Below are 19220 nucleotides of genomic sequence, written 5' to 3'. Positions count from 1 at the left end.
GTCCTAACCCCCTTGTACTATTACACGTTTCAGAGCCTTGCCCATTAAGTACTTACCCAAGAAAACTAGTATTATGCTCCAAGCAATTTGTAAAAATATAGCCTTAATTGCCTGCTCCATAGGAATATTCCCGCTATATATTCTAAAAGGAATGTTCTGCATAGCCCCAAAGGGTGAAAGATAGATATATTTAGTAAGCCAATGCGGTAGAAAAGGCAGCGGCACAAGAGCTCCAGAAAGAAAGTCTGCGGTCATCACCAGTGCCATACGCACTCCCATGGATGATATAGTATAAAAGGTAAATATATATACTAACATACAGTAGGAAACCACTACTATAAATGCTAGCAGCATTGTGATAATAAACAAAATAAAAGTTATAAATGAGCTAGGTAAATTAAACTTATAAGGCTCCGGTAGAAGAAAGGCTATAAGGAGTATAGGAAAGCATCTTAAGATTGCTTTTGAAAGTCTAATAGCACAGTTTTTAGCAAACCATATATTATATACATCAAGAGGTCTACAAAGCTCATAAGCCACATTTCCACTGCTTATCAATGCAAAAATATCGTTATCTAAAAACCAAGTCATAAAAAGTGCTAAAAATGCTTGTTGAAGCCATATATAGCTTGAAAGCTGAGAAAATTCCATGGGCGCCATAGTAATATTGCTATTATAAAAGGTGTGGTACAGCATTATATACATGAAGCCCCAAGCAAATTGAGTGGCAATACCAGCATAGGCTGCAGCCCTATATTGAAGTCCATTTATAAATCTGATTTTAAAAAAACTCAAATAAGCCTTCATATTCTATACTCCTTATAAAGTCCCACTACTACGTCATCTACCGTTACAGAATCTACGGTAAAATCATTAATTTCAACCCTTTCAGCTAAATAAGCTATAGCTTTCGAAATTGACACTATCTCCGTATCCACAGAAATCACTGCACGGCTAGAGTACTTTTCAGCAAAGGTTAATCCAGGGCATAACTCTGTTATGTTACCTGAATAATCTATAGTTATAGTTCTGATCTTATTAAACTTTTGTTTTAAGTCTTCTAAGTTTCCGTCTAGTAGGACTCTTCCCTTTCCAATGAGGATAATGCGTTTTGTAAGCGCTTCTATGTCTTGTGTATCATGAGTTGTAAGTATAACTGTAGTTTTATTTTCCTTATTTATATTTTTTATAAAATCCCTAACAGCAATTTTTGATACTGCATCAAGGCCTATGGTGGGTTCATCCAAAAATAATATCTTAGGATTATGTAATAGCGAAGCTGCTATTTCGCATCTCATTCTTTGTCCAAGACTAAGCTGCCTTGCTGGAACCTTTATAATATCTTCAATATTAAGCAAATCCGTAAGCATTCTCATATTACTTTTGAAATCCCTATCTGATATTTTATAAATTTCCTTTATAAGCTCAAAGGAATCTGCCACAGGCACATCCCACCAAAGCTGCGATCGTTGTCCAAAAACTACTCCGATGTCCTTCACATGATTTATCCTGTTCCTCCATGGTACCTTGCCATTGATAATACATTCCCCACGGTCTGGATTCAAAATACCACTCATGATTTTTATGGTGGTACTTTTCCCTGCTCCATTAGGACCTATATATCCAACCATTTCTCCTTCATCAATGGTAAAAGAAACATCTTCAAGAGCTTTTATAACTTCGTACTCTCGCTTAAATAGCGACTTAAAGGCCCTTCCTAACCCTGCATTTCGTTTAGAGACTTTAAAGGATTTACAGATGTTCTTCATTTCAATCATTTTTGTTCACCTCCAGATTTCAAATAGGCATAAATAAAATTTTACCATATAATCTTTTAAAAACAAATTGCCCTAGTATAAAAATCCATAAAATCAATTAACTTACCTCCGTTAAAAGATTTATCAATATAAAGTTATAAATATTTGTACTATTTGCAAAGTAATTGGTTTAAGTCTATGGGATAATTACTTTGGTAAATTTTTACCTAAAATATAAATTATATATAACTATTGGGGGATGTATTTATGAAAAAATACGTTGGAGGTTCCAGTTCAAAAACACTGAAATTTCTATGGTCTTTTATCAAAAATTATAGGCTTTGCTTTATTATCACTATTGTTGCAGCTGCTCTTAATGCCTTATGCAATGTATTTCAAGCCTATCTAATCCAGGGGATGATCGATGGTGCTTTAAAGGGGGAAACCCAATCTATCCTAGTCTTTGCTTTGCTGATAGTATTGCTTATTGTAGTGGGTATGATTTCACAGTATGCTATAACCTATTCCTCTTCAAAGTTTGGCAGTTTTGGCATAAAGGATATGCGTGAATGCTTATCTAAGCACATACTAAACACAAAGGTATCCTATTTAGAAAAAACTCACTCTGCAGACTTGATGTCAAGGATGACTAGCGACGTAAATTCTTTAGAAGGCTTTATGACAGGAGACTTTTGGATGTTTATCTACATACCTCTTCTCTTCCTTTTTTCATTTATTTCTATGCTTTTTATAAATTGGAGGCTGCTCTTGGCTAGCTTTATAATAACTCCCTTCGCCGCCGCTGGAATGAGTAAGCTCTATAGACCTCTAAAGGAAGGACATAAAGAAATACATGAAAGCTTAGGAAAATCCAATATTATAGTGCAGGATGCTGTAAGCGGCATAAACATATTAAAAGCCTTTAATCTAGAAGGAATTCTATATGATAAATATAAAAATTCACAGCAAGAACTTATTAAAAACACCTTAAAGGTTCAAAGGTATGCATCCTTAGTTCATCCCTTTGGGATTTTAATGTACAGGCTTCCCAGTATTATATGTATATTCTATGGTGGATACTTAGCCATTAACGGTGTTATTAAACCAGGTGAACTAGTAGCCTTTCTTAGATTGTTAGGCTATGTAGTTGCTACCACCTTAAGCTTTCCTCAAAAGATAGGTGCTCTAAAGGCCATAGAGGGCATAGCCATTAGGCTCTTTGAAATATTAGATTATCCCACAGAACCTATTGGTACAGTGTGTTCCTTTGATAAGCTGAAAGATTCAGTAATAGAGTTTAAAAATGTAGAATTTTTTTATGATAAAGATAAGAAGGTCTTGGAGAATGTGAGCTTTAATGTTAATAAAGGACATACTGTAGCTTTAGTAGGCTCTAGCGGTTCAGGAAAAAGTACTATATTAAATCTGCTCTGTAATTTTTATGATATAAAAGGTGGACATATATCTGTTTATGGAAAAAACCTTTATGAGTATGATCTTAAAACTATACGCAATGAATTTTCTCTAGTATCTCAAGATAGCTACTTATTCCCTGTATCTGTAGAAGAGAATATCAGATTAGGTGCCTTAGAGGCTACAAAAGAGGAGATCATAGCTGCGGCTAAAGCTGCTAACGCTCATGATTTTATTTTAGAATTACCTGAAGGCTATGATACTTTAGTTGGAGAAAGAGGAATGAAGCTATCTGGAGGACAAAAGCAGAGAATTGCAATAGCTAGGGCTATACTTAAAAATGCTCCTATTCTTCTCTTGGATGAACCCACCTCTGCCTTAGATACACAATCTGAAGCTTTAGTACAGCAAGCCTTAAACAATCTAGGTAGAGATAAAACCGTGCTAGTTATAGCACACCGTCTATCTACTATTAAAGAGGCAGATGAAGTACTGGTTTTAGATAATGGAAGCATAGTGGAAAGAGGTAGTCATAGCTATCTCATGGAAAATGGCAGCTTATATAAACAGCTTTATCTAAAGCAATTTGCATTAAATTCAGAAGATGATTCAAAGGAAGAGGAGGGTTAACTATGTTTAAAAAGTTAGGATTTAAAGAATTCTTTCGTATGCTTTCACTAATGAAAAGAAGAAAATGGATGTATATATTCTGTTTATTAGGGCTCTGCTTAACCATAGCAGCTTTTGAAATTGCCTATGCTTTAGTAGATAAGGATATGATAAATGGTGCCATTAATATGCAAAGAAATCTTTTATATAGAGCAACCATTTTAATGGTAATCGCAGTAGGAGCTTCCTGTATAATCGAGCCTGCCTTCGATTATTTTCTTTCAAAGTGCATATGCCTTACTATGAGCGATATAAGATTAGCAGTATTTTCTCAGGTAGAAAAATTGCCTATAGATTATTATGACAAAAATCACAGCGCTGATATTATCTCTAGGCTTACCAGCGATATAAATGCTATGGAGCAGGCCATTGGCCGTAATATAGTTCTCATAATCATGAGGCTTATTGGAGGGATAGCAGCCCTTATAACCATGATGATTTTAAATCTTTACCTAGCTACCTTTACCATTATACTAGGTATTTCTATTACCATTTTAAATACTCTATACACAAAACCTGTAAGAAAAATTAGCGATGCCATACAAAAACATATATCCTTATCTGGTCAAAGGTTTTCTGACATGGTAGCCGGATTTAGAGTAATAAAAATGTTCTCCATGAAGGACTATGTACTTAAAAAGTATATGGATGAAAATCAAGCTATAGCTCAGTACACTTTAGATAGAGCATCTAAAAATGCTGAAATGAATGGATTAAATTATACCATAGGTACCTTAAGCTATGCTGGTCTTATAGCTCTAGGCTCCTTTCTAGTTACTAAAGGAATGGCAGATTTAGGTAGCGTAGTTGCTATAATATCTGTTCAAAGAGCTGTAACTAATCTATTTACCCAGATCGGAAACTTTGTAGTTCAACTACAGAACTCCTTAGCAGGAGCAGCTAGAGTATTTGAAATATTAGATGCCCCCTTAGAATTAAAAAGATATACCTTATGTGGAGAAGCTAATATAGAAAATATGATTCAGATAAGGGATATATGCTTTAAATATAATTCTGATAATCTAGCCTTAGATCATATAAATATCTCTGTTCCAAAAGGTCAAGTAGCAGCACTGGTCGGCGCCAGCGGAGGAGGCAAAAGTACTGTTCTCAAACTACTTCTAGGCTTCTATAAGGCAGAAGCCGGTGAAATATCCCTTAATGGAAAAGCTATGAGAGAATATGATTTAGAAGGCATAAGGAAACTGATAGCCTACGTACCTCAGGAATCCTATTTATTTCATGGCACCATCAAAGAAAACCTATTATATGGAAAGCCCTCTGCTTCAAAAGAGGAAATTATAAATGCTGCAAAAATGGCTAATGCTCATGATTTTATTTTAGAAATGCCTAAGGGATATGACACTGAAGTTGGGGAAAGAGGAAACAAATTATCTGGCGGTCAAAGACAAAGAATAGCCATAGCTAGAGCACTTTTGAAGGATGCACCCATTCTTCTTTTAGATGAAGCTACCTCTTCTCTAGACTCCGAAAGCGAACAACTTGTACAAGATGCCTTAAAGGTACTTATGAAAGGACGAACCGTTATGGTAGTGGCTCATCGACTGTCTACCATAGAAAATGCAGATATCATCTATGTTATTGAGGATGGAAAAGTAAAGGAACAAGGAAAGCATAAAGAACTCTTAGAATTAAAAGGGATCTATAATAAGTTGTTTAATATACAATTCAGTAACGGCATAAAAGAAAATGCTATGTAAATCATTTGACTGTTTTGTATCGTATTTAAGCAGAATAATCAAAAAACTTACTACCCGATTAACGGCAGTAAGTTTTTTTGATTTTATTCCCTATACATTACTTCTAAATAATCCTGAAGTCTTATTAACCTCCATAGAAAACATTATCCCCTTACCAGGCTCACTAATGTGTATAGTTTTATTTATAGACTCAATTACTAAATCCGCCTTTTCTTTCTCTATTAGTATCATAACTATTTCTTTTTCTGGTTCAATAGGCATTGAAAAAAACATACTGTTCTCATGTATCCCTGCTCCTCTTGCATTAATTATAGTTCCACCCTCTGCTCCAGCTGAAACAGCTGCATCTACTACTTCTTCTGCAAGCCCCCTATCTACTATAGTAAAAACTACTTCATATCCCATTTGATCCCTACCTCCTGTTTTTACTTCACTACTACCTGTACCACATTTTCTTGCTCCTAAAATCTTGTTGACAGGTAAAGAAAAGGCTATGCCATGATTAGGTTTATTAAGATAAAATTTTTCGGTTAGCTTTTCATGAATTTGATCTTCAAGCTTACTTTCTGAAATCATTAATACTATTTCTTTTTTTATTTCATCAAGACCTAGCACTTCTAAAACGTGATTTTTAGCTGCCCCTTTTCCTAAAAAAATTGTTCCTCCGGATACTCCTATATTCTTTGCTTCTTTTAAAACTTTACTTCCTGTACCAAAATTCACAACAACAAAAAATATAGTATATTCTTTTCTAATTCCCCCTAACTCCACTTACCTCAACTCCTTGTTTTATAGCTTTACGCTTATATATTAATCCTAAAACCTGTATGGCAATTAAAGGTATCAGCGCTACCATAGCAATTATTCCAAAGGCATCTATTAAAACATTAGCACCATCAATGGCCTCTGCGGCCCCTTGTGCAAAAGCTAAAATAAAAGTTGCAGTCATAGGCCCTGAAGCAACTCCTCCTGAGTCAAAGGCTATGCCAACAAATATTTTAGGCACAAAATATGACATAAGAATTGATAGTATATACCCTGGCAAAAGATAATGCCACAATTTAATCCAAGGTACCATTATCCTTATCATAGAAAGAGCTACTGCAAAGGCAACTCCAAGGGAAAGGGTATATAATATAACCTTCTTTTTTATGTGTCCGCTTGTAACGGTTTCAACTTGCTCATTTAAAACATATACTGCTGGTTCTGCAAATATCACTGTGAAACCAAGAATAAAACCTATGGGTACAAGGATCCAATTATGCTCAAGAACTGCAACTGCATATCCTGTAGCACTTCCCGCTTCCATAAAACCTGCATTAACTCCTGTTAAGAATAAAACTAACCCTATAAATGTATAACCTAAACCTTTTAGTATCTTAGTAAATTTCTTTTTTGATAATTTAAAAAAGAATATTTGAAATATACAGAACATTATTAATAAAGGAAGTAAAGCTATTGTTACTTCGAACAACATTTTAGGTATTTCTTCTATGAATGGATGTATTATACCTTTTGTAGTTGTAGAATCATAGGCTAGATTTCCCGTTAATACTTCTACTTTAGACAATATACTCATTATGAGTACTGATATGATCGGCCCTGTTGAGGCTATTGCAACCAACCCAAAGCTATCTTCTTCTGACTCTTTCCCCCCTTTAACTGAGGATACCCCTAAACCTAGAGCTAATATAAAGGGAACAGTCATTGAACCTGTGGTAGCTCCCGCTGCATCAAAAGATATGGCTAGAAAGCCTGATGAAGTAAATATGGATAATAAAAATATTCCTCCATATACTATAGTTAAAAGTTTAGATAAAGATTTGTTGAATACTATTCGCATTAATCCTACTACAAGTAATACCCCTACTCCCATTGAAACCACTAGTAATAGGCTAAATTTTGATATGGCTCCTGAGGTTACCCCACTTACCTGCCCTGCTAGCACTTGTAAATCTGGTTCTGCAATAGTTATGAGGAATCCAAGAACAAATCCAAAAACTATCATTATCCACATTTTCTTTTTTTTCGTAAGCGAGGATCCCATGAGAGAACCTATAGGCTGTATTCCTATATCAGCTCCAAATAAAAATATAGCTAATCCAATTATTATGAGCACTGCTCCCACAATAAATCTCCACACCAGATCTGTTTCTATAGGAGCCACAGTGAAGTTAAGTATTAATACTATAAGTGTAATTGGAAGTACAGCTAATATAACTTCTTTAAATTTGTTAAAAAGTACATTCAAATAGTATCAGCTTCCTTTCTGTATTAGATTAGAGTTACAATATAAACCATAACTGCACGTTCATTATAGCCTACTATTTAACTTTATGTAAACCCAAATACAAATATTGTTTAATAATTCAAAGAATTTTAAAAAAATTTTTATAAAAAATTTAAAGATAGCTTAAAGATCTCTCTTTAAGCTAATTATAAAACTAATCCTCTTTAATGCTAAAAAATAAAGTTCCAAGTTTTTCTTTAAGCTCTACAGCTTTATTGTAATCCATGTACTCCGTCTCAATCCAAATACCTTTAGCATCATTTCTCAAATAAACCTTTGTTCCAATAAAATTAGTATTTAATATACTATTTATATCTATTCCAGCATATCCCTCCCAAGCTGCTGAAAGATAATTTGTGACTACATAGTACTTTTTTTCATCAACTACTTGCTGGCCAGTTACTCCTTCAGCTATAGCTTTAGCTATATTATAAGCATTATATCTGTGACTATCTTCTTTGCTATCTACAAAGCCACATTCTGCTAATATAGCAGGTGCTGTGGTGTATTTAAGCACATAAAGATTGGCTACTTTTATACCTCTATTTACATAACCTAATCCAGCCAATTTGTTTTGAACCTTATCAGCAAACTCCGCTGCCTTTCCTCCATAGGATACTATATAAGTTTCTACACCCTGTCCTCCGCCAGAATTTAAGTGTATTGATATATACAAATCTAGATTATTGGCATTAGCTATATCAACACGTTTTGCTAAACTTTCAGCCACGCTATTGGCAGTATCTACAGTACAATCAATGACTTCATGTCCAAGAGATGATAAAAAATTCTTTAGGTGCTTTCCTATTTCTCTAGTACATTCTGACTCTTTTAATATTCCCACTGAACCGTAATCAGGTCCTGAAACCGTATGCCCCATATCTACACCTATCTTCATAAACCTTTACCTCCAAAACTATATATTTTATTAAATATATATACTTCTAAAGAATTAATTTATTTATAATATTTTATTTTTTCATAATTCGTTATACTTATTTTGTCACAGACAATATTAAATTTTCATATATATAAATTAAGAGTAATCTTATTTAGGAGCAACCCCTAAAATCCACAGGATAAGATTCGAATCTTGTATACTCAGAAACAAAAAAATCATGGGTTAGCACAACACTAATCCATGTTTTTTCATAAGGTTTAATATTAATAGATTTATTTATAAATTTATAATATCCAGATCATCAGGAACTAGAATATTTCCCTCAAAAAATTCCATCCCTTCCTCTGTGTATAGTTTTTTTCTATTTTCTATATTTTTGTCCTCAGTATGATACATAATTATAGTTTTTGCATTTAATCTAGTTGCATTTTCACAGGCATCCTTAACGGTAACATGATGTTTTTCATAAGGCTTAAAAATATCCTTTTGCGAATATAAACAAAACGCCTCATGAAGAAGGTAATCAGCATTATTAGCATATTCAAACAGCTCCTCTCTATAGGGCTCATCTCCTAGAAAGGTTATTTTCTTACCATTTGCAAGCATAGTAGTAAACCCAAATTGAAGCTGTTTTGTACTTCTAATATCAAAAAATTCTATATCCCACTTTAATATTGTAGTTTTACACCTATCATAAATTTCATTAAATATTATTCTCTCCCCAAAGCACTTTGTAAATTTCTTTTCTAAGAGAAGGCTTGCTATAGTCTTTATAGCCTCAATATTATCCTTATGACAGTATATTATTAAGCTTCCTTCATATTTATTATTTATAATTTGCTGAGCTACTGCCCGTATAATCCATATAACACCCATAATATGGTCATTATGTCTATGAGATACAAAAACATGGTGAATTTTGTTAATATCTATATTCAATTTTTCAAGATTTGAGAGAACAGTATTACCTCCACCTGTATCTACCAAAAAATGTTCATGTCCATCCGAAATAGTAAAGCATGTATTATAGCATTTTGTAACCATAGCACAGCCTGTGCCTAAAATATTAAGTGTTTCCATAATATCCTCCAACATATATCTTTTAATTTGTAAAGTCAACAACCTTAATACTATACTATTATACATGATTTTCAAAATATTTCATATTTCTAAGCTCAATATTCTAAGCTTTTATATCTTCAAGCTTATCTATCATATCTAAACACTTTCCTGCGCCAAGAGCCACACATTCAAGAGGTGATTCTGCAATATATACGGGTATATGCATTTCACTAAATATAAGCTTATCTAAACCCTTTAAAAGAGCTCCACCACCTGAAAGCGTTATCCCTTTGTCCATTATATCTGCTGCAAGTTCTGGATCCGTTTTTTCTAGTGTAGTTCTAATGGCTTCAATTACTAAAGCTACTGATTCTTTTAAAGCATCCCTTATCTCACTGTCCGTAATGGTAATAACCCTCGGAAGACCAGTCATTAAATCTCGTCCCTTTATCTCTATAGAATTTTCTTCATAATCTTCATCCTTATATGCAGATCCTATTTCAATTTTAATATTTTCAGCTGTTCTTTCCCCTATCATTAGGTTAAATTCTTTTTTTATATAGTTAATAATTGCCTCGTCTAGCTCATCTCCTGCAACTCTTAAGGTTTTACTTGTAACAACTCCTCCAAGAGAAATAACGGCTATCTCTGTGGTACCACCGCCAATATCAATAATCATACTACCAATAGGTTCGTTTACAGGAAGACCTGCTCCTATAGCAGCAGCCACAGGCTCTTCAATCAGCATAATTTTGCGTACTCCAGTTTCTCTGATTGCTTCATGAATTGCTCTCTTTTCTACCTCCGTAATTCCTGAAGGATGGCAAATTACAACTCTAGAACTTGCAAAAGAAGCTTTTCCTGTAACCCTTTCAATAAATTTTTTAAGCATTTGTTGGGTCATATCAAAATTAGCAATTACACCATCCTTTATAGGCCTAATAGTTATAATGTCTTCTGGCGTTCTTCCTATCATTTTCTTTGCTTCTGATCCAACGGCTAAAACTTTTCTATCGCTAACTTTTATAGCTACAACCGAAGGTTCCATTAGCGAAATACCTTTTCCTTTAACATATAATAAAGTGTTCGATGTGCCTAAATCTATTCCTATATCCTTAGAGGTTATAAAAAATTTCATCAAATTTCTCCTTTCAAATTTACAATATACCCTTCTTTTTAAGACTGAAAGTGCTGAAGGTAATATACCGAAAAGTGGATTTACATTTTTCATAAAGACTTCCTCTTAGATAAAAAGTAACTTTGCATTAGTATATATTTGATTACTCTATTTTTCAACGCATAAATAATCCCTCTAATTCTATAATTTATTAAAAATATAAAATTTAAGAACTATTTTTCCTAAAAAATTACATACAACCTAAAGCAAAAAGGCATGATTGGTTCTTTTTCCAAACATGCCTTTAAAATTATTAATGTTCATGAGTATGATGTATATCTGGTATATACTTGCGCCTATGAACTATTTCTTCATGACTATGAACATGGATATGTTCTCCATATTTCCTATTCTAGAATTCCTTCAAAAAAAGAGCTTTAACAAGAGCTCTTTTTACCTTATGTTTTGATACCTCATAATAATCTTTTCAATTAATTCATCATTAATATCTTCTTTTAGGTAATATTTTTTCTTATTCCTACAATCAAATTCAATTTCAATACAATCAATACGGTAACTCACAATAATTATATTTTTATTCCTCATACCCCTTTCAGCCCTACCGTCTTCTATTAACGATGATGGTACGAAAGTTATTGACTTGTCCCCTCTTTCTTGAATCATACAATCAATAATTTCTCTCATTTTAATCTTTTTAATCAAATGTTCTAGCAGAATTCTTATAACCTTAGGATGATTAGAATAATTCTGACTTTTGAAATAATCATTTAATGTTAAAAATTTATAACATATTTTCCTTGCGCCATTCAAAACTCTCACTCCCATAATATAACGCATTTCTTTGTATTACATAATAATATCAAATTATACCTACTTGTCAACCTATGAGATAATTACTTAACCTCCTTTTAACAAAGGTTTAAATTTTAAAGTAACAATTTTCTTTTAATTACATATAATAGTATTAGGGCTAAAGCCCGCCTAAACGCCACTCCTATATTAGCAATATGGGATATATAAAAAGCCATAGATTAGAACAAAACTAATCTATGGCTTTTCCATTTATACTTCAATGTTTCTAATTCTAACAATGAAATAAGCTTCCATTAACTTCTTCTAAGCTATCATCCAATAAATTTTGTCAGTTCCATATTGAATTTATCACGTTCTTCCCAGAATAATCCATGACCGCTGTTTTCAAAGGGAACAAGTTTAGAGTTTTTAATTCCCTCCTTTTGCGCTATAGCAAGTTGGAATGGGCAAACTTTATCATGAACTCCATGAAGAATTAAAGTGGGAACGCATATTTTTCCAAGATCAGAAAATAAGCTTTCGTCTCTAAGGGCCTCTGCAAGCTTTCCAGTGGAGTAACCTGCTGCCTGCAATCCAAGTTGAAAGAACCAATCTGAGAAAGCGCCAGTTATATGTTGGAAGAAGAACATATCTCCAAATCCCTGTAACATTTTTGGACGATCATTATAGGTCTCTTCAATGATTTTACTTACATCTTCTTTAGTTAACCCATAAGGAAAGTCTGGACGTTTGGTAAAGCTAGGTGCCGCAGCAGCAAAAAGCGCAAGTTTAGATACGCCATATCCGTTGTGGCGAGCCATGTATCTAATTGAAATGGCTCCTCCTACCGAGTGCCCTCCAAGGGTGAAGTTTTGCAATTTGAGTGTTTCAACTACCTTTCGAACATCGTCTGCTAATCTATCGTAAGAATATCCTCTCCAAGGCTTATCTGAATTACCGAAGCCTCTTATGTCAATGCCAATACATCTATAACCCATTTTAGGTAACTGATCAAATTGATATTCAAACAATTTGTGATTTGCTGGCCAGCCGTGTATAAACAATATCGTCTTACTGCATTCAGGATTAACATCTTCTACATATATTTTTACGTCAGGTTCTACTCTAACATAGTATCCCAATTACATTCCTCCATTAATAAAATTGTATTCATTAACATGTTATGCATCCTAAAATAAATAGGTGAATTCTTTATTTATTTCCATAAATCAATCTTTTAGCACTATACTTAATCTTTTTTTAATCACCCTAAATAATTCTTCACACTCTTCATTAATATCATATATCAAACTAATTGTATCTTTAAGCTCTGATCTTTTGGGATGTACTATAGAAGAAAGAGTTAAATAGTTAACTGAAGTTGATAAATTAAGAGAAGCTGTAGAAACCAAATATAATGTATTTACCAATGGAAAAACGCTATTATTAATATATTCAAGTTCACAGGGGTTTAAAGGTAATTTACATAGCTCATCTTTTATGGAATTTATATTTTTTAATGTATCTGCTGTTTGATTGATAGTATCGTTTATAGAGACCTGAGGGCAGTTTTCATCATCTGCTTTGCCTTTTATTAATATATCATTTATTTTTTTAGAATTCTCTATATCCGAAATTATATTACAAATACTTTGATTGCTTGCTTTTGCATCTTTACTTTCTGCCTTATCATCTAAATGCTTGCTTTGTAAATTAATATTTGAGGACTCATTGATAGGATTCTCTCCAGAAGGCTCAACTATGGAATTATTCATTGAAATACTATCACTATTCATTGTTACCTCCTTTGATATAGTCTGCCATAGCACTTAGCATTTGCAAGATATCTATACTTTTGCCAATTATATACTTATTTTATATTCAATAATTTTTTTAAAATTCCTTAAAAAATAAAAAATAAAGCAAAATGAAAAGACCTGTTACGGTCCTTTATCTTTCTTAATATTTTATAAATTCATTTTTACAGTTATTGCAATGTGACTTGCTATATTGCACTTATTAATATAGGGAAACAACTTCGACTATTAACTTATACATCTAAATCTTCCACAAAACCCATTTGCAGGTTGATAATTCATATTTAATTTCAAAAGTTTTTTCTATTCTATTAATCACACTTTGACATCTGAAAACAAGCATATTATTACCTGCAAGCTTCTCTTTTTGACATGCTATTATTTTATTTATAATTATTACATTATAAGTTTCATCGCTATTAACAATTTTAAATCTCACTGGATTAGGAGTCCCATCTTCCTTAAACCATGCAACCATTTGTATCGGTCTTGCCACTATTTTCATCTTGCACCACCCCAATTATAAAATACTTGTCATTACTGGATATTCCTCTTCTCCTACACCACCACTAAGTCCCTTAATCCCAGAGTTTATAAAAGCAGCTCTTATTATGGTTTTTGATCCAAACTTTTGTCTTAGCTCATCTATTGCTCTATCAATGGCCCTATCTTTTTCACTATTCTTCTCATCAAAGATGCTACTCTGACAATATTCATTGGTACAAAGCTCGCTAACTCTAACACCTAAATGCCTTACAGGTTCTCCTTTCCACACCTCATCAAAAAGGTCACAGGCTACCTTCGCAATTTTCCTAGTATTATCTGTTGGGTTATATATTTTTCTTTGGTGAGAATAGTTTATAAATTCATTGCTCCTAATGTTAATAGATATCAACTTACAACAATTTTGGCTATGCCTTAGCCTCATTCCTACCATCTCTGTAAGAGATAAAATAACTTTATGAGCTGTATCTCTGTCCTCTACATCAAATCTAATAGTGGTTGAATTGCCCATACCTTTCATTTCTATATGATTGCTTTTACGTACCTCAGAACTATCTATTCCATTGGATTATCATGAAAACTCCTAGTGTACCAGAATATAACTTTATAGATTAACATATATGGAGGTAATGTAACCAATGGGTTAAATCAAAGTTATGCTATTCGTTTGGGAATAAGTAAATGCAAGTCAATAAATTATTTAACAGAATAATACGCACTTTTCTTATAAATCGTCATTACTTTATATAGCATTTATTTTGAAAAACCATGCTTAATAACATTACAAAGCTTACCATTTTTTTAAGCACTACAAATTCTTTTATAGCAACGCCTTCAACTCCAAAAATTTACTTTCAACTGAAAGGGAATTAAAATCTCCATTTGCTAAAGGCATTGCTACTTTTCGTTTTACTTCTCCTAATTCTTTCCCAAGAGTATCTTTAGAAACTTCTGTGCCTGATATTCCGTAAATTATCCCATTCTACTACACTTGGATACACACCTGTACTTGTTTTGTTTTTACAGCCCACAAATGCAACTGTGAATATTAATAACAAACAAAGTGTTATTATAGAGTATTGGCATTCAGAGATCTATAATAATTAAGCCACTGAATGCTCATCAAAACTTTAGTTTATAATTTTGATAATATCTTAGAATTCGGATAATACTCTAGGAAAATATCCTTAGTCTCATCGTCTAGCTGCTCCCCTAACGTCTTTTTATTCCTTCTTAGTAATCCTGAATCTTTTTGTTCTATCAACCATTTCATTATATCTCTTTTATATGCTATCCTGTTAGCAGCTATTGCAACTAATAATAAATTATCATTAAATTTTTGCTTATTTTCTTGAGCTATGGAATTGGCTACTGCTTCCTTATTCTCTAGTATTACATTTACCGCACCTTCAATATTATTCACTATGCTTTTATATATAAACTCTAGTATATCTTCAAATAATATATCGTCAATAAAAGTTACTATCTGATAAGCTATTCGTCCTACCTGTTCATTGTTAGATTTACCTGAAAAAACCAAACTTATTAAGTTTGATATTGTAGATTTATTTATCTTTATCCAGTTATTTAACCCAAAATCATTCGCATCATTTTTAGGATACGATAATAAACACCTAATAACTTCATTACATTCTTCTATATCCATATCTTGAGATAAGTATCTCCATGTGAAAAGTAAAGCTTCTTTACTATTTTGTTCATCTATAGATGTAACTTTATATAATTCAGCAATTTGAGCTGGATTTAATTTAATACTATATTTTCTTATTAACTCTCCAACTTCGATACTATGATAACTCCATATTTTTAATGCAAGGTTTTTTATAACCTCTTGCTTATTTGCATCTGATGCTTTATTAGATACTAGGGTAATAAATGATTCAAATATTTTTGCTGAATACTCAGACGAATAATAGGAATTAAGATGATTTACAAAACTGTTATATATATTATTTGCCTCACTATCATCAATGCTGACAGTATCCCACCTACCAAGCAATGCTCTTGAAATTAGTTCGAAGTTCTTTGGATTGCTAGTATACTCCCCATGTGTGAATAAGTAATTTAAAAGTACATTAACTTCACTTTGAGAGACAAATCTTAACTTTGATGCTACTATTAGCATTAAACTAGAGATATACCTTACGTTAGAATAATTGTTATACATAACATTTATTACTCGCGCTAAATAAGAATTCACTGCAGATATTTTATAATCATCATCTTTAATATTATTTATAATTGTATCAAATATACTAAGTTCTCTTTCAGAATACTCGACATAATAATTATGAAAAATATTTAGTTTTGTAAATATTTTAGTATGTATATTGGCCGGTAATATACTGATATTTTTGCAAATCCACAAGATACATTCTTTTTCTAATTTTTCAAAAATACCTTCTATCCAAATATCCAACACTTGAGAAGCCTTATTCGTGTCATTATTCCAAACTATATCTATTGCCTTACAAGCTAGTTCTCCATAATTTTGTTGCTCAGCCCATATTATAGCCAATTTTTTTATTGAGTCAATTGAATTTTCATCTATACTATTGGCTTTGCTTAACACATAAATGAGTTTATAAGATAAATCCTTACACTTTTCAAGCCGCCATGAATCCTCTATTAATCCTTTTTCTATTCTACTTGAGAATGCCCTAATAAGTTTATTTACTTGAACACTGTCAAAGTAAGATATCTTTTCAATCAAATAATCTGTAGATAAATCTATTATGTCTTCACATTTTACGGCAAAAGATTCATCTAGCATATCGCAAACTATACTTCTACTTTCTTCTCCCCTTGACCAGGTATACTCAATAATATCTTTATAATTATCATGAAAATCATCTAGTTTAACATCTTCGTGGGCCTTCATATACTTTAGTCCTTCAATAGCATATGTAATTCCAATTGGCTTAAACAATACCTCCTTAAACTCTCCATACCATTCATATAATTTCGAAAAGTCAATATAATCTTCATCAATGCCATTATTAACTCTACGTTCTTTTAACCAATTAATTAATTTATTTTCGTGCACCTCAGTTAATCCTTCTTCGAAGTAAACTTTTAATACTACGGGAATTACTCTCTCAATTATGTCTTCTATATCATCATATGAGTAGGTTTCCCCCTCAGGAGTTTTAAAATCTATTTTGCCATTAGATATAATAAATTCATTAATTAATGCAGCTACAAGATCTTTCTTTTCTTCTTTTGAACACAACTTCATTATTTCAAATATCGTATCTATAGACATTCTCCATCTTAATATGTTAGACTCTACTAACTTTGATACGATAAAACTAATTATACTTTCAGTACCTTCTTCAAACATATTATTAAGTTTACCTAACACATATGCAGCATTTTCTACTCTGCTTGTAGTATCCCCCCCAATCTCCTCAATAATATCTTTTATCATATGAACATGTTCATAACTAAACACATTTTGGATTGAGTGCACATGTATTTCATCTAAGAATCCATTAACATCGCCCGAAACTAGTGCATCATATACACGAGTATTATCGCCAACTTTTCTAGATACAGAATCCTGAGATAATAATATAAACGGTTGCAATGTCTTTGGCATCTTAATTCCCTGAATACTTGCAAGATATTGTCTTAAATCTTTATAATTATCTTTTAGCTGACATTTTTCCAAGCTTCCGTATTTTTCTAACAAAATGCTTGACTTTGAAGAAGATAAATCGTTATTGTTATTCTGTATAAATACCTTCTTAAAATCATTTAAAATATTTGGTTCTTCTATCAAGTCATTATAAAAAAAATGATAATCAATTTTTAATACGGTAATAACTGCCAGAATTATCGGATAATTAGTTATTGTGCCTTGTAACAAACCTCCTGGACGATTTGACCCAGAACCTTCCCACTCCCTATGTTTAGCTATCCACCACGATTGCGCATAAGCATTTATTAGTTGCACTGCGTTTCTCGGATTTTGAACCTTTATATGAATTAATCGGTCTATTAAATCAGATAACTTACAATTACATTCCTCCAATTCTTTTTCAAACCCAGGCATTACTTCTAGTATTTTTTTGCTTGCATAATTACGCATATCTCTTTTAGGCATTGGTGGAACTTCTAACCGGAATTGAAATATCCTATCTAAATATCTTCTAGCTTCCTGTGGATCAATTTCTTTACCATTCTTTTTATTTGCTAAAGCATTAGCCACCTTATCTTCATCGCAAGATATAACAAATACAACACCTATCCCTTGAGGAATGTATTCCTTAGGTATGTCCATAAAAACTCTAACCGCATCCAATGCTGAAACCATTTCTTCTGATGTTAGTCTATCTAAGTCATCAATAAATATTACAATACGTTCGCAGCCATGATTTTCTTGCTTAAATTCTCTCAATTGTGCTATCAAATAATCTATGTACTGTTCAGCATTTGTGCTAGGAGGATATACTTTTGTAACAGTTGAATATAAAGGCACTAAAGGAGGCTTGTAAGAAGAAATTTGCTTCCAAATTAAAGTTGTTGCTAAAACAAAACCTCCTGTTATTGCGCTCGCCCACTTTAAATCTTTAATAAACCACATTAAAATAACAAAGCATATTATAAATACCAGAAGTATTAATAAAAGCTGTGCTGGATACCAAACAAAAGCTTGAAAAAAATCTTTTCCTATTTCTCTCCATGTTCTTTTTTTATTGAGATTTTCAGTAGTTTGATTATATAGTTTTCCTGTTAAATCGTCTTCTTTTCCCCCCAATGAAATGTATACATGTCTCAAAAGCACTCTTTTTATATCAAGACCACCATATCTCCATGCATTAAAAGTTACTGTATGTATTTTTTTCTTTCTATTTTTCCTATTATCATTGAATGTAGAATCTTTTAATTCCTCCAAATACATTTGCTTAATAGAACTTTTTCCAACTCCCCAAGAACCTAAAAGTCCTATAGAATATGGCGGATCATGTCCTTCTATTAAATTGGTTAATGCCTTCGCAATATGCCTATGACCAAAAGCGTCTTCTTTTGAGTTAGAAATTTCTCTATCAAGCAAAGACGGCATCTTATCTTGAGGTATATCCATAAACACTCCTCCTAGATATATTTTATATACTATATATTATAGTAAT

General features: G+C 32.4%; 15 protein-coding genes. 2 read left to right on the top strand and 13 right to left on the bottom strand.

From position 1 onward, the window contains the following. Nucleotides 1–3: 3 nt before the first annotated feature. A complete protein-coding gene (locus BN2665_RS11975; RefSeq protein WP_055667352.1) occupies nucleotides 4–807 on the bottom strand; it encodes an ABC transporter permease in 804 nt (267 codons plus the stop codon). Continuing rightward, nucleotides 804–1778 carry an ABC transporter ATP-binding protein gene (locus BN2665_RS11970; protein ID WP_055667351.1) on the bottom strand — a complete coding sequence of 325 codons (975 nt, stop codon included), beginning with the start codon at nucleotides 1776–1778 and terminating at the stop codon, nucleotides 804–806. Before BN2665_RS11970 ends, BN2665_RS11975 begins: the two co-directional genes overlap by 4 nt. 246 nt (nucleotides 1779–2024) lie before the next feature. Between BN2665_RS11970 and BN2665_RS11965 the strand changes: the two genes are divergently transcribed. Both BN2665_RS11965 and BN2665_RS11960 read left to right on the top strand, forming a co-directional pair. Continuing rightward, nucleotides 2025–3800, top strand: a complete 1776-nt coding sequence (locus BN2665_RS11965; protein ID WP_055667350.1) for an ABC transporter ATP-binding protein — start codon at nucleotides 2025–2027, stop codon at nucleotides 3798–3800. A gap of 2 nt (nucleotides 3801–3802) precedes the next feature. Continuing rightward, nucleotides 3803–5560: an ABC transporter ATP-binding protein gene (locus BN2665_RS11960; RefSeq protein ID WP_055667349.1), complete on the top strand. Its 1758-nt coding sequence runs from the start codon at nucleotides 3803–3805 to the stop codon at nucleotides 5558–5560. 90 nt (nucleotides 5561–5650) lie between these two features. Here the strand turns inward: BN2665_RS11960 and BN2665_RS11955 are convergent, their stop codons facing one another. The 11 genes from BN2665_RS11955 to BN2665_RS11905 form a co-directional block, all read right to left on the bottom strand. Beyond that, nucleotides 5651–6331 (bottom strand): P-II family nitrogen regulator, encoded by a 681-nt coding sequence (locus tag BN2665_RS11955; RefSeq protein ID WP_055667348.1) that lies wholly within the window; start codon nucleotides 6329–6331, stop codon nucleotides 5651–5653. After that, nucleotides 6312–7811, bottom strand: coding sequence for a DUF1538 domain-containing protein (locus BN2665_RS11950; protein ID WP_055667347.1), 1500 nt, complete (start codon nucleotides 7809–7811; stop codon nucleotides 6312–6314). The genes BN2665_RS11955 and BN2665_RS11950 overlap by 20 nt, the downstream gene beginning before the upstream one ends. A gap of 193 nt (nucleotides 7812–8004) precedes the next feature. Beyond that, nucleotides 8005–8748, bottom strand: coding sequence for an N-acetylmuramoyl-L-alanine amidase (locus BN2665_RS11945; protein WP_055667346.1), 744 nt, complete (start codon nucleotides 8746–8748; stop codon nucleotides 8005–8007). Between the two features lie 279 nt (nucleotides 8749–9027). After that, a complete protein-coding gene (locus BN2665_RS11940; protein ID WP_055667345.1) occupies nucleotides 9028–9831 on the bottom strand; it encodes an MBL fold metallo-hydrolase in 804 nt (267 codons plus the stop codon). Between the two features lie 103 nt (nucleotides 9832–9934). Then, entirely contained in the window at nucleotides 9935–10951 is a 1017-nt protein-coding gene (mreB, locus tag BN2665_RS11935) for a rod shape-determining protein (RefSeq protein WP_055668384.1), read from the bottom strand. 432 nt (nucleotides 10952–11383) lie between these two features. After that, nucleotides 11384–11761 (bottom strand): hypothetical protein, encoded by a 378-nt coding sequence (locus tag BN2665_RS11930; protein WP_055667344.1) that lies wholly within the window; start codon nucleotides 11759–11761, stop codon nucleotides 11384–11386. 314 nt (nucleotides 11762–12075) lie between these two features. Further along, nucleotides 12076–12885: an alpha/beta fold hydrolase gene (locus BN2665_RS11925; RefSeq protein ID WP_055667343.1), complete on the bottom strand. Its 810-nt coding sequence runs from the start codon at nucleotides 12883–12885 to the stop codon at nucleotides 12076–12078. 87 nt (nucleotides 12886–12972) lie between these two features. Further along, nucleotides 12973–13539, bottom strand: coding sequence for a hypothetical protein (locus BN2665_RS11920; protein WP_082435898.1), 567 nt, complete (start codon nucleotides 13537–13539; stop codon nucleotides 12973–12975). Between the two features lie 262 nt (nucleotides 13540–13801). Beyond that, nucleotides 13802–14065 (bottom strand): hypothetical protein, encoded by a 264-nt coding sequence (locus BN2665_RS11915; protein WP_055667342.1) that lies wholly within the window; start codon nucleotides 14063–14065, stop codon nucleotides 13802–13804. A gap of 15 nt (nucleotides 14066–14080) precedes the next feature. Further along, the gene (locus BN2665_RS11910) at nucleotides 14081–14575 is read right to left on the bottom strand and encodes a DinB/UmuC family translesion DNA polymerase (RefSeq protein ID WP_195892694.1); all 495 of its coding nucleotides are present in this window, start codon (nucleotides 14573–14575) and stop codon (nucleotides 14081–14083) included. Between the two features lie 624 nt (nucleotides 14576–15199). Continuing rightward, nucleotides 15200–19174 (bottom strand): KAP family P-loop NTPase fold protein, encoded by a 3975-nt coding sequence (locus tag BN2665_RS11905; RefSeq protein ID WP_055667340.1) that lies wholly within the window; start codon nucleotides 19172–19174, stop codon nucleotides 15200–15202. Between the last annotated feature and the right edge of the window lie 46 nt (nucleotides 19175–19220).

Source organism: Desnuesiella massiliensis, from assembly GCF_001403615.1.
Taxonomy (GTDB): Bacteria; Bacillota; Clostridia; order Clostridiales; family Clostridiaceae; genus Desnuesiella; species Desnuesiella massiliensis.
Note: the sequence above shows the minus strand (reverse complement) of the source record. Positions and strands in the feature narration are given on the sequence as shown.

What these genes read in the sequence shown, in the direction of transcription:
- BN2665_RS11940 (WP_055667345.1), bottom strand. Translation starts at nt 9,831, where the DNA reads ATGGAAACACTTAATATTTTAGGCACAGGCTGTGCTATGGTTACAAAA.
- BN2665_RS11910 (WP_195892694.1), bottom strand. Translation starts at nt 14,575, where the DNA reads ATGGGCAATTCAACCACTATTAGATTTGATGTAGAGGACAGAGATACA.
- BN2665_RS11920 (WP_082435898.1), bottom strand. Translation starts at nt 13,539, where the DNA reads ATGAATAGTGATAGTATTTCAATGAATAATTCCATAGTTGAGCCTTCT.
- BN2665_RS11970 (WP_055667351.1), bottom strand. Translation starts at nt 1,778, where the DNA reads ATGATTGAAATGAAGAACATCTGTAAATCCTTTAAAGTCTCTAAACGA.
- BN2665_RS11905 (WP_055667340.1), bottom strand. Translation starts at nt 19,174, where the DNA reads ATGGATATACCTCAAGATAAGATGCCGTCTTTGCTTGATAGAGAAATT.
- BN2665_RS11915 (WP_055667342.1), bottom strand. Translation starts at nt 14,065, where the DNA reads ATGAAAATAGTGGCAAGACCGATACAAATGGTTGCATGGTTTAAGGAA.
- BN2665_RS11975 (WP_055667352.1), bottom strand. Translation starts at nt 807, where the DNA reads ATGAAGGCTTATTTGAGTTTTTTTAAAATCAGATTTATAAATGGACTT.
- BN2665_RS11965 (WP_055667350.1), top strand. Translation starts at nt 2,025, where the DNA reads ATGAAAAAATACGTTGGAGGTTCCAGTTCAAAAACACTGAAATTTCTA.
- mreB (WP_055668384.1), bottom strand. Translation starts at nt 10,951, where the DNA reads ATGAAATTTTTTATAACCTCTAAGGATATAGGAATAGATTTAGGCACA.
- BN2665_RS11960 (WP_055667349.1), top strand. Translation starts at nt 3,803, where the DNA reads ATGTTTAAAAAGTTAGGATTTAAAGAATTCTTTCGTATGCTTTCACTA.
- BN2665_RS11945 (WP_055667346.1), bottom strand. Translation starts at nt 8,748, where the DNA reads ATGAAGATAGGTGTAGATATGGGGCATACGGTTTCAGGACCTGATTAC.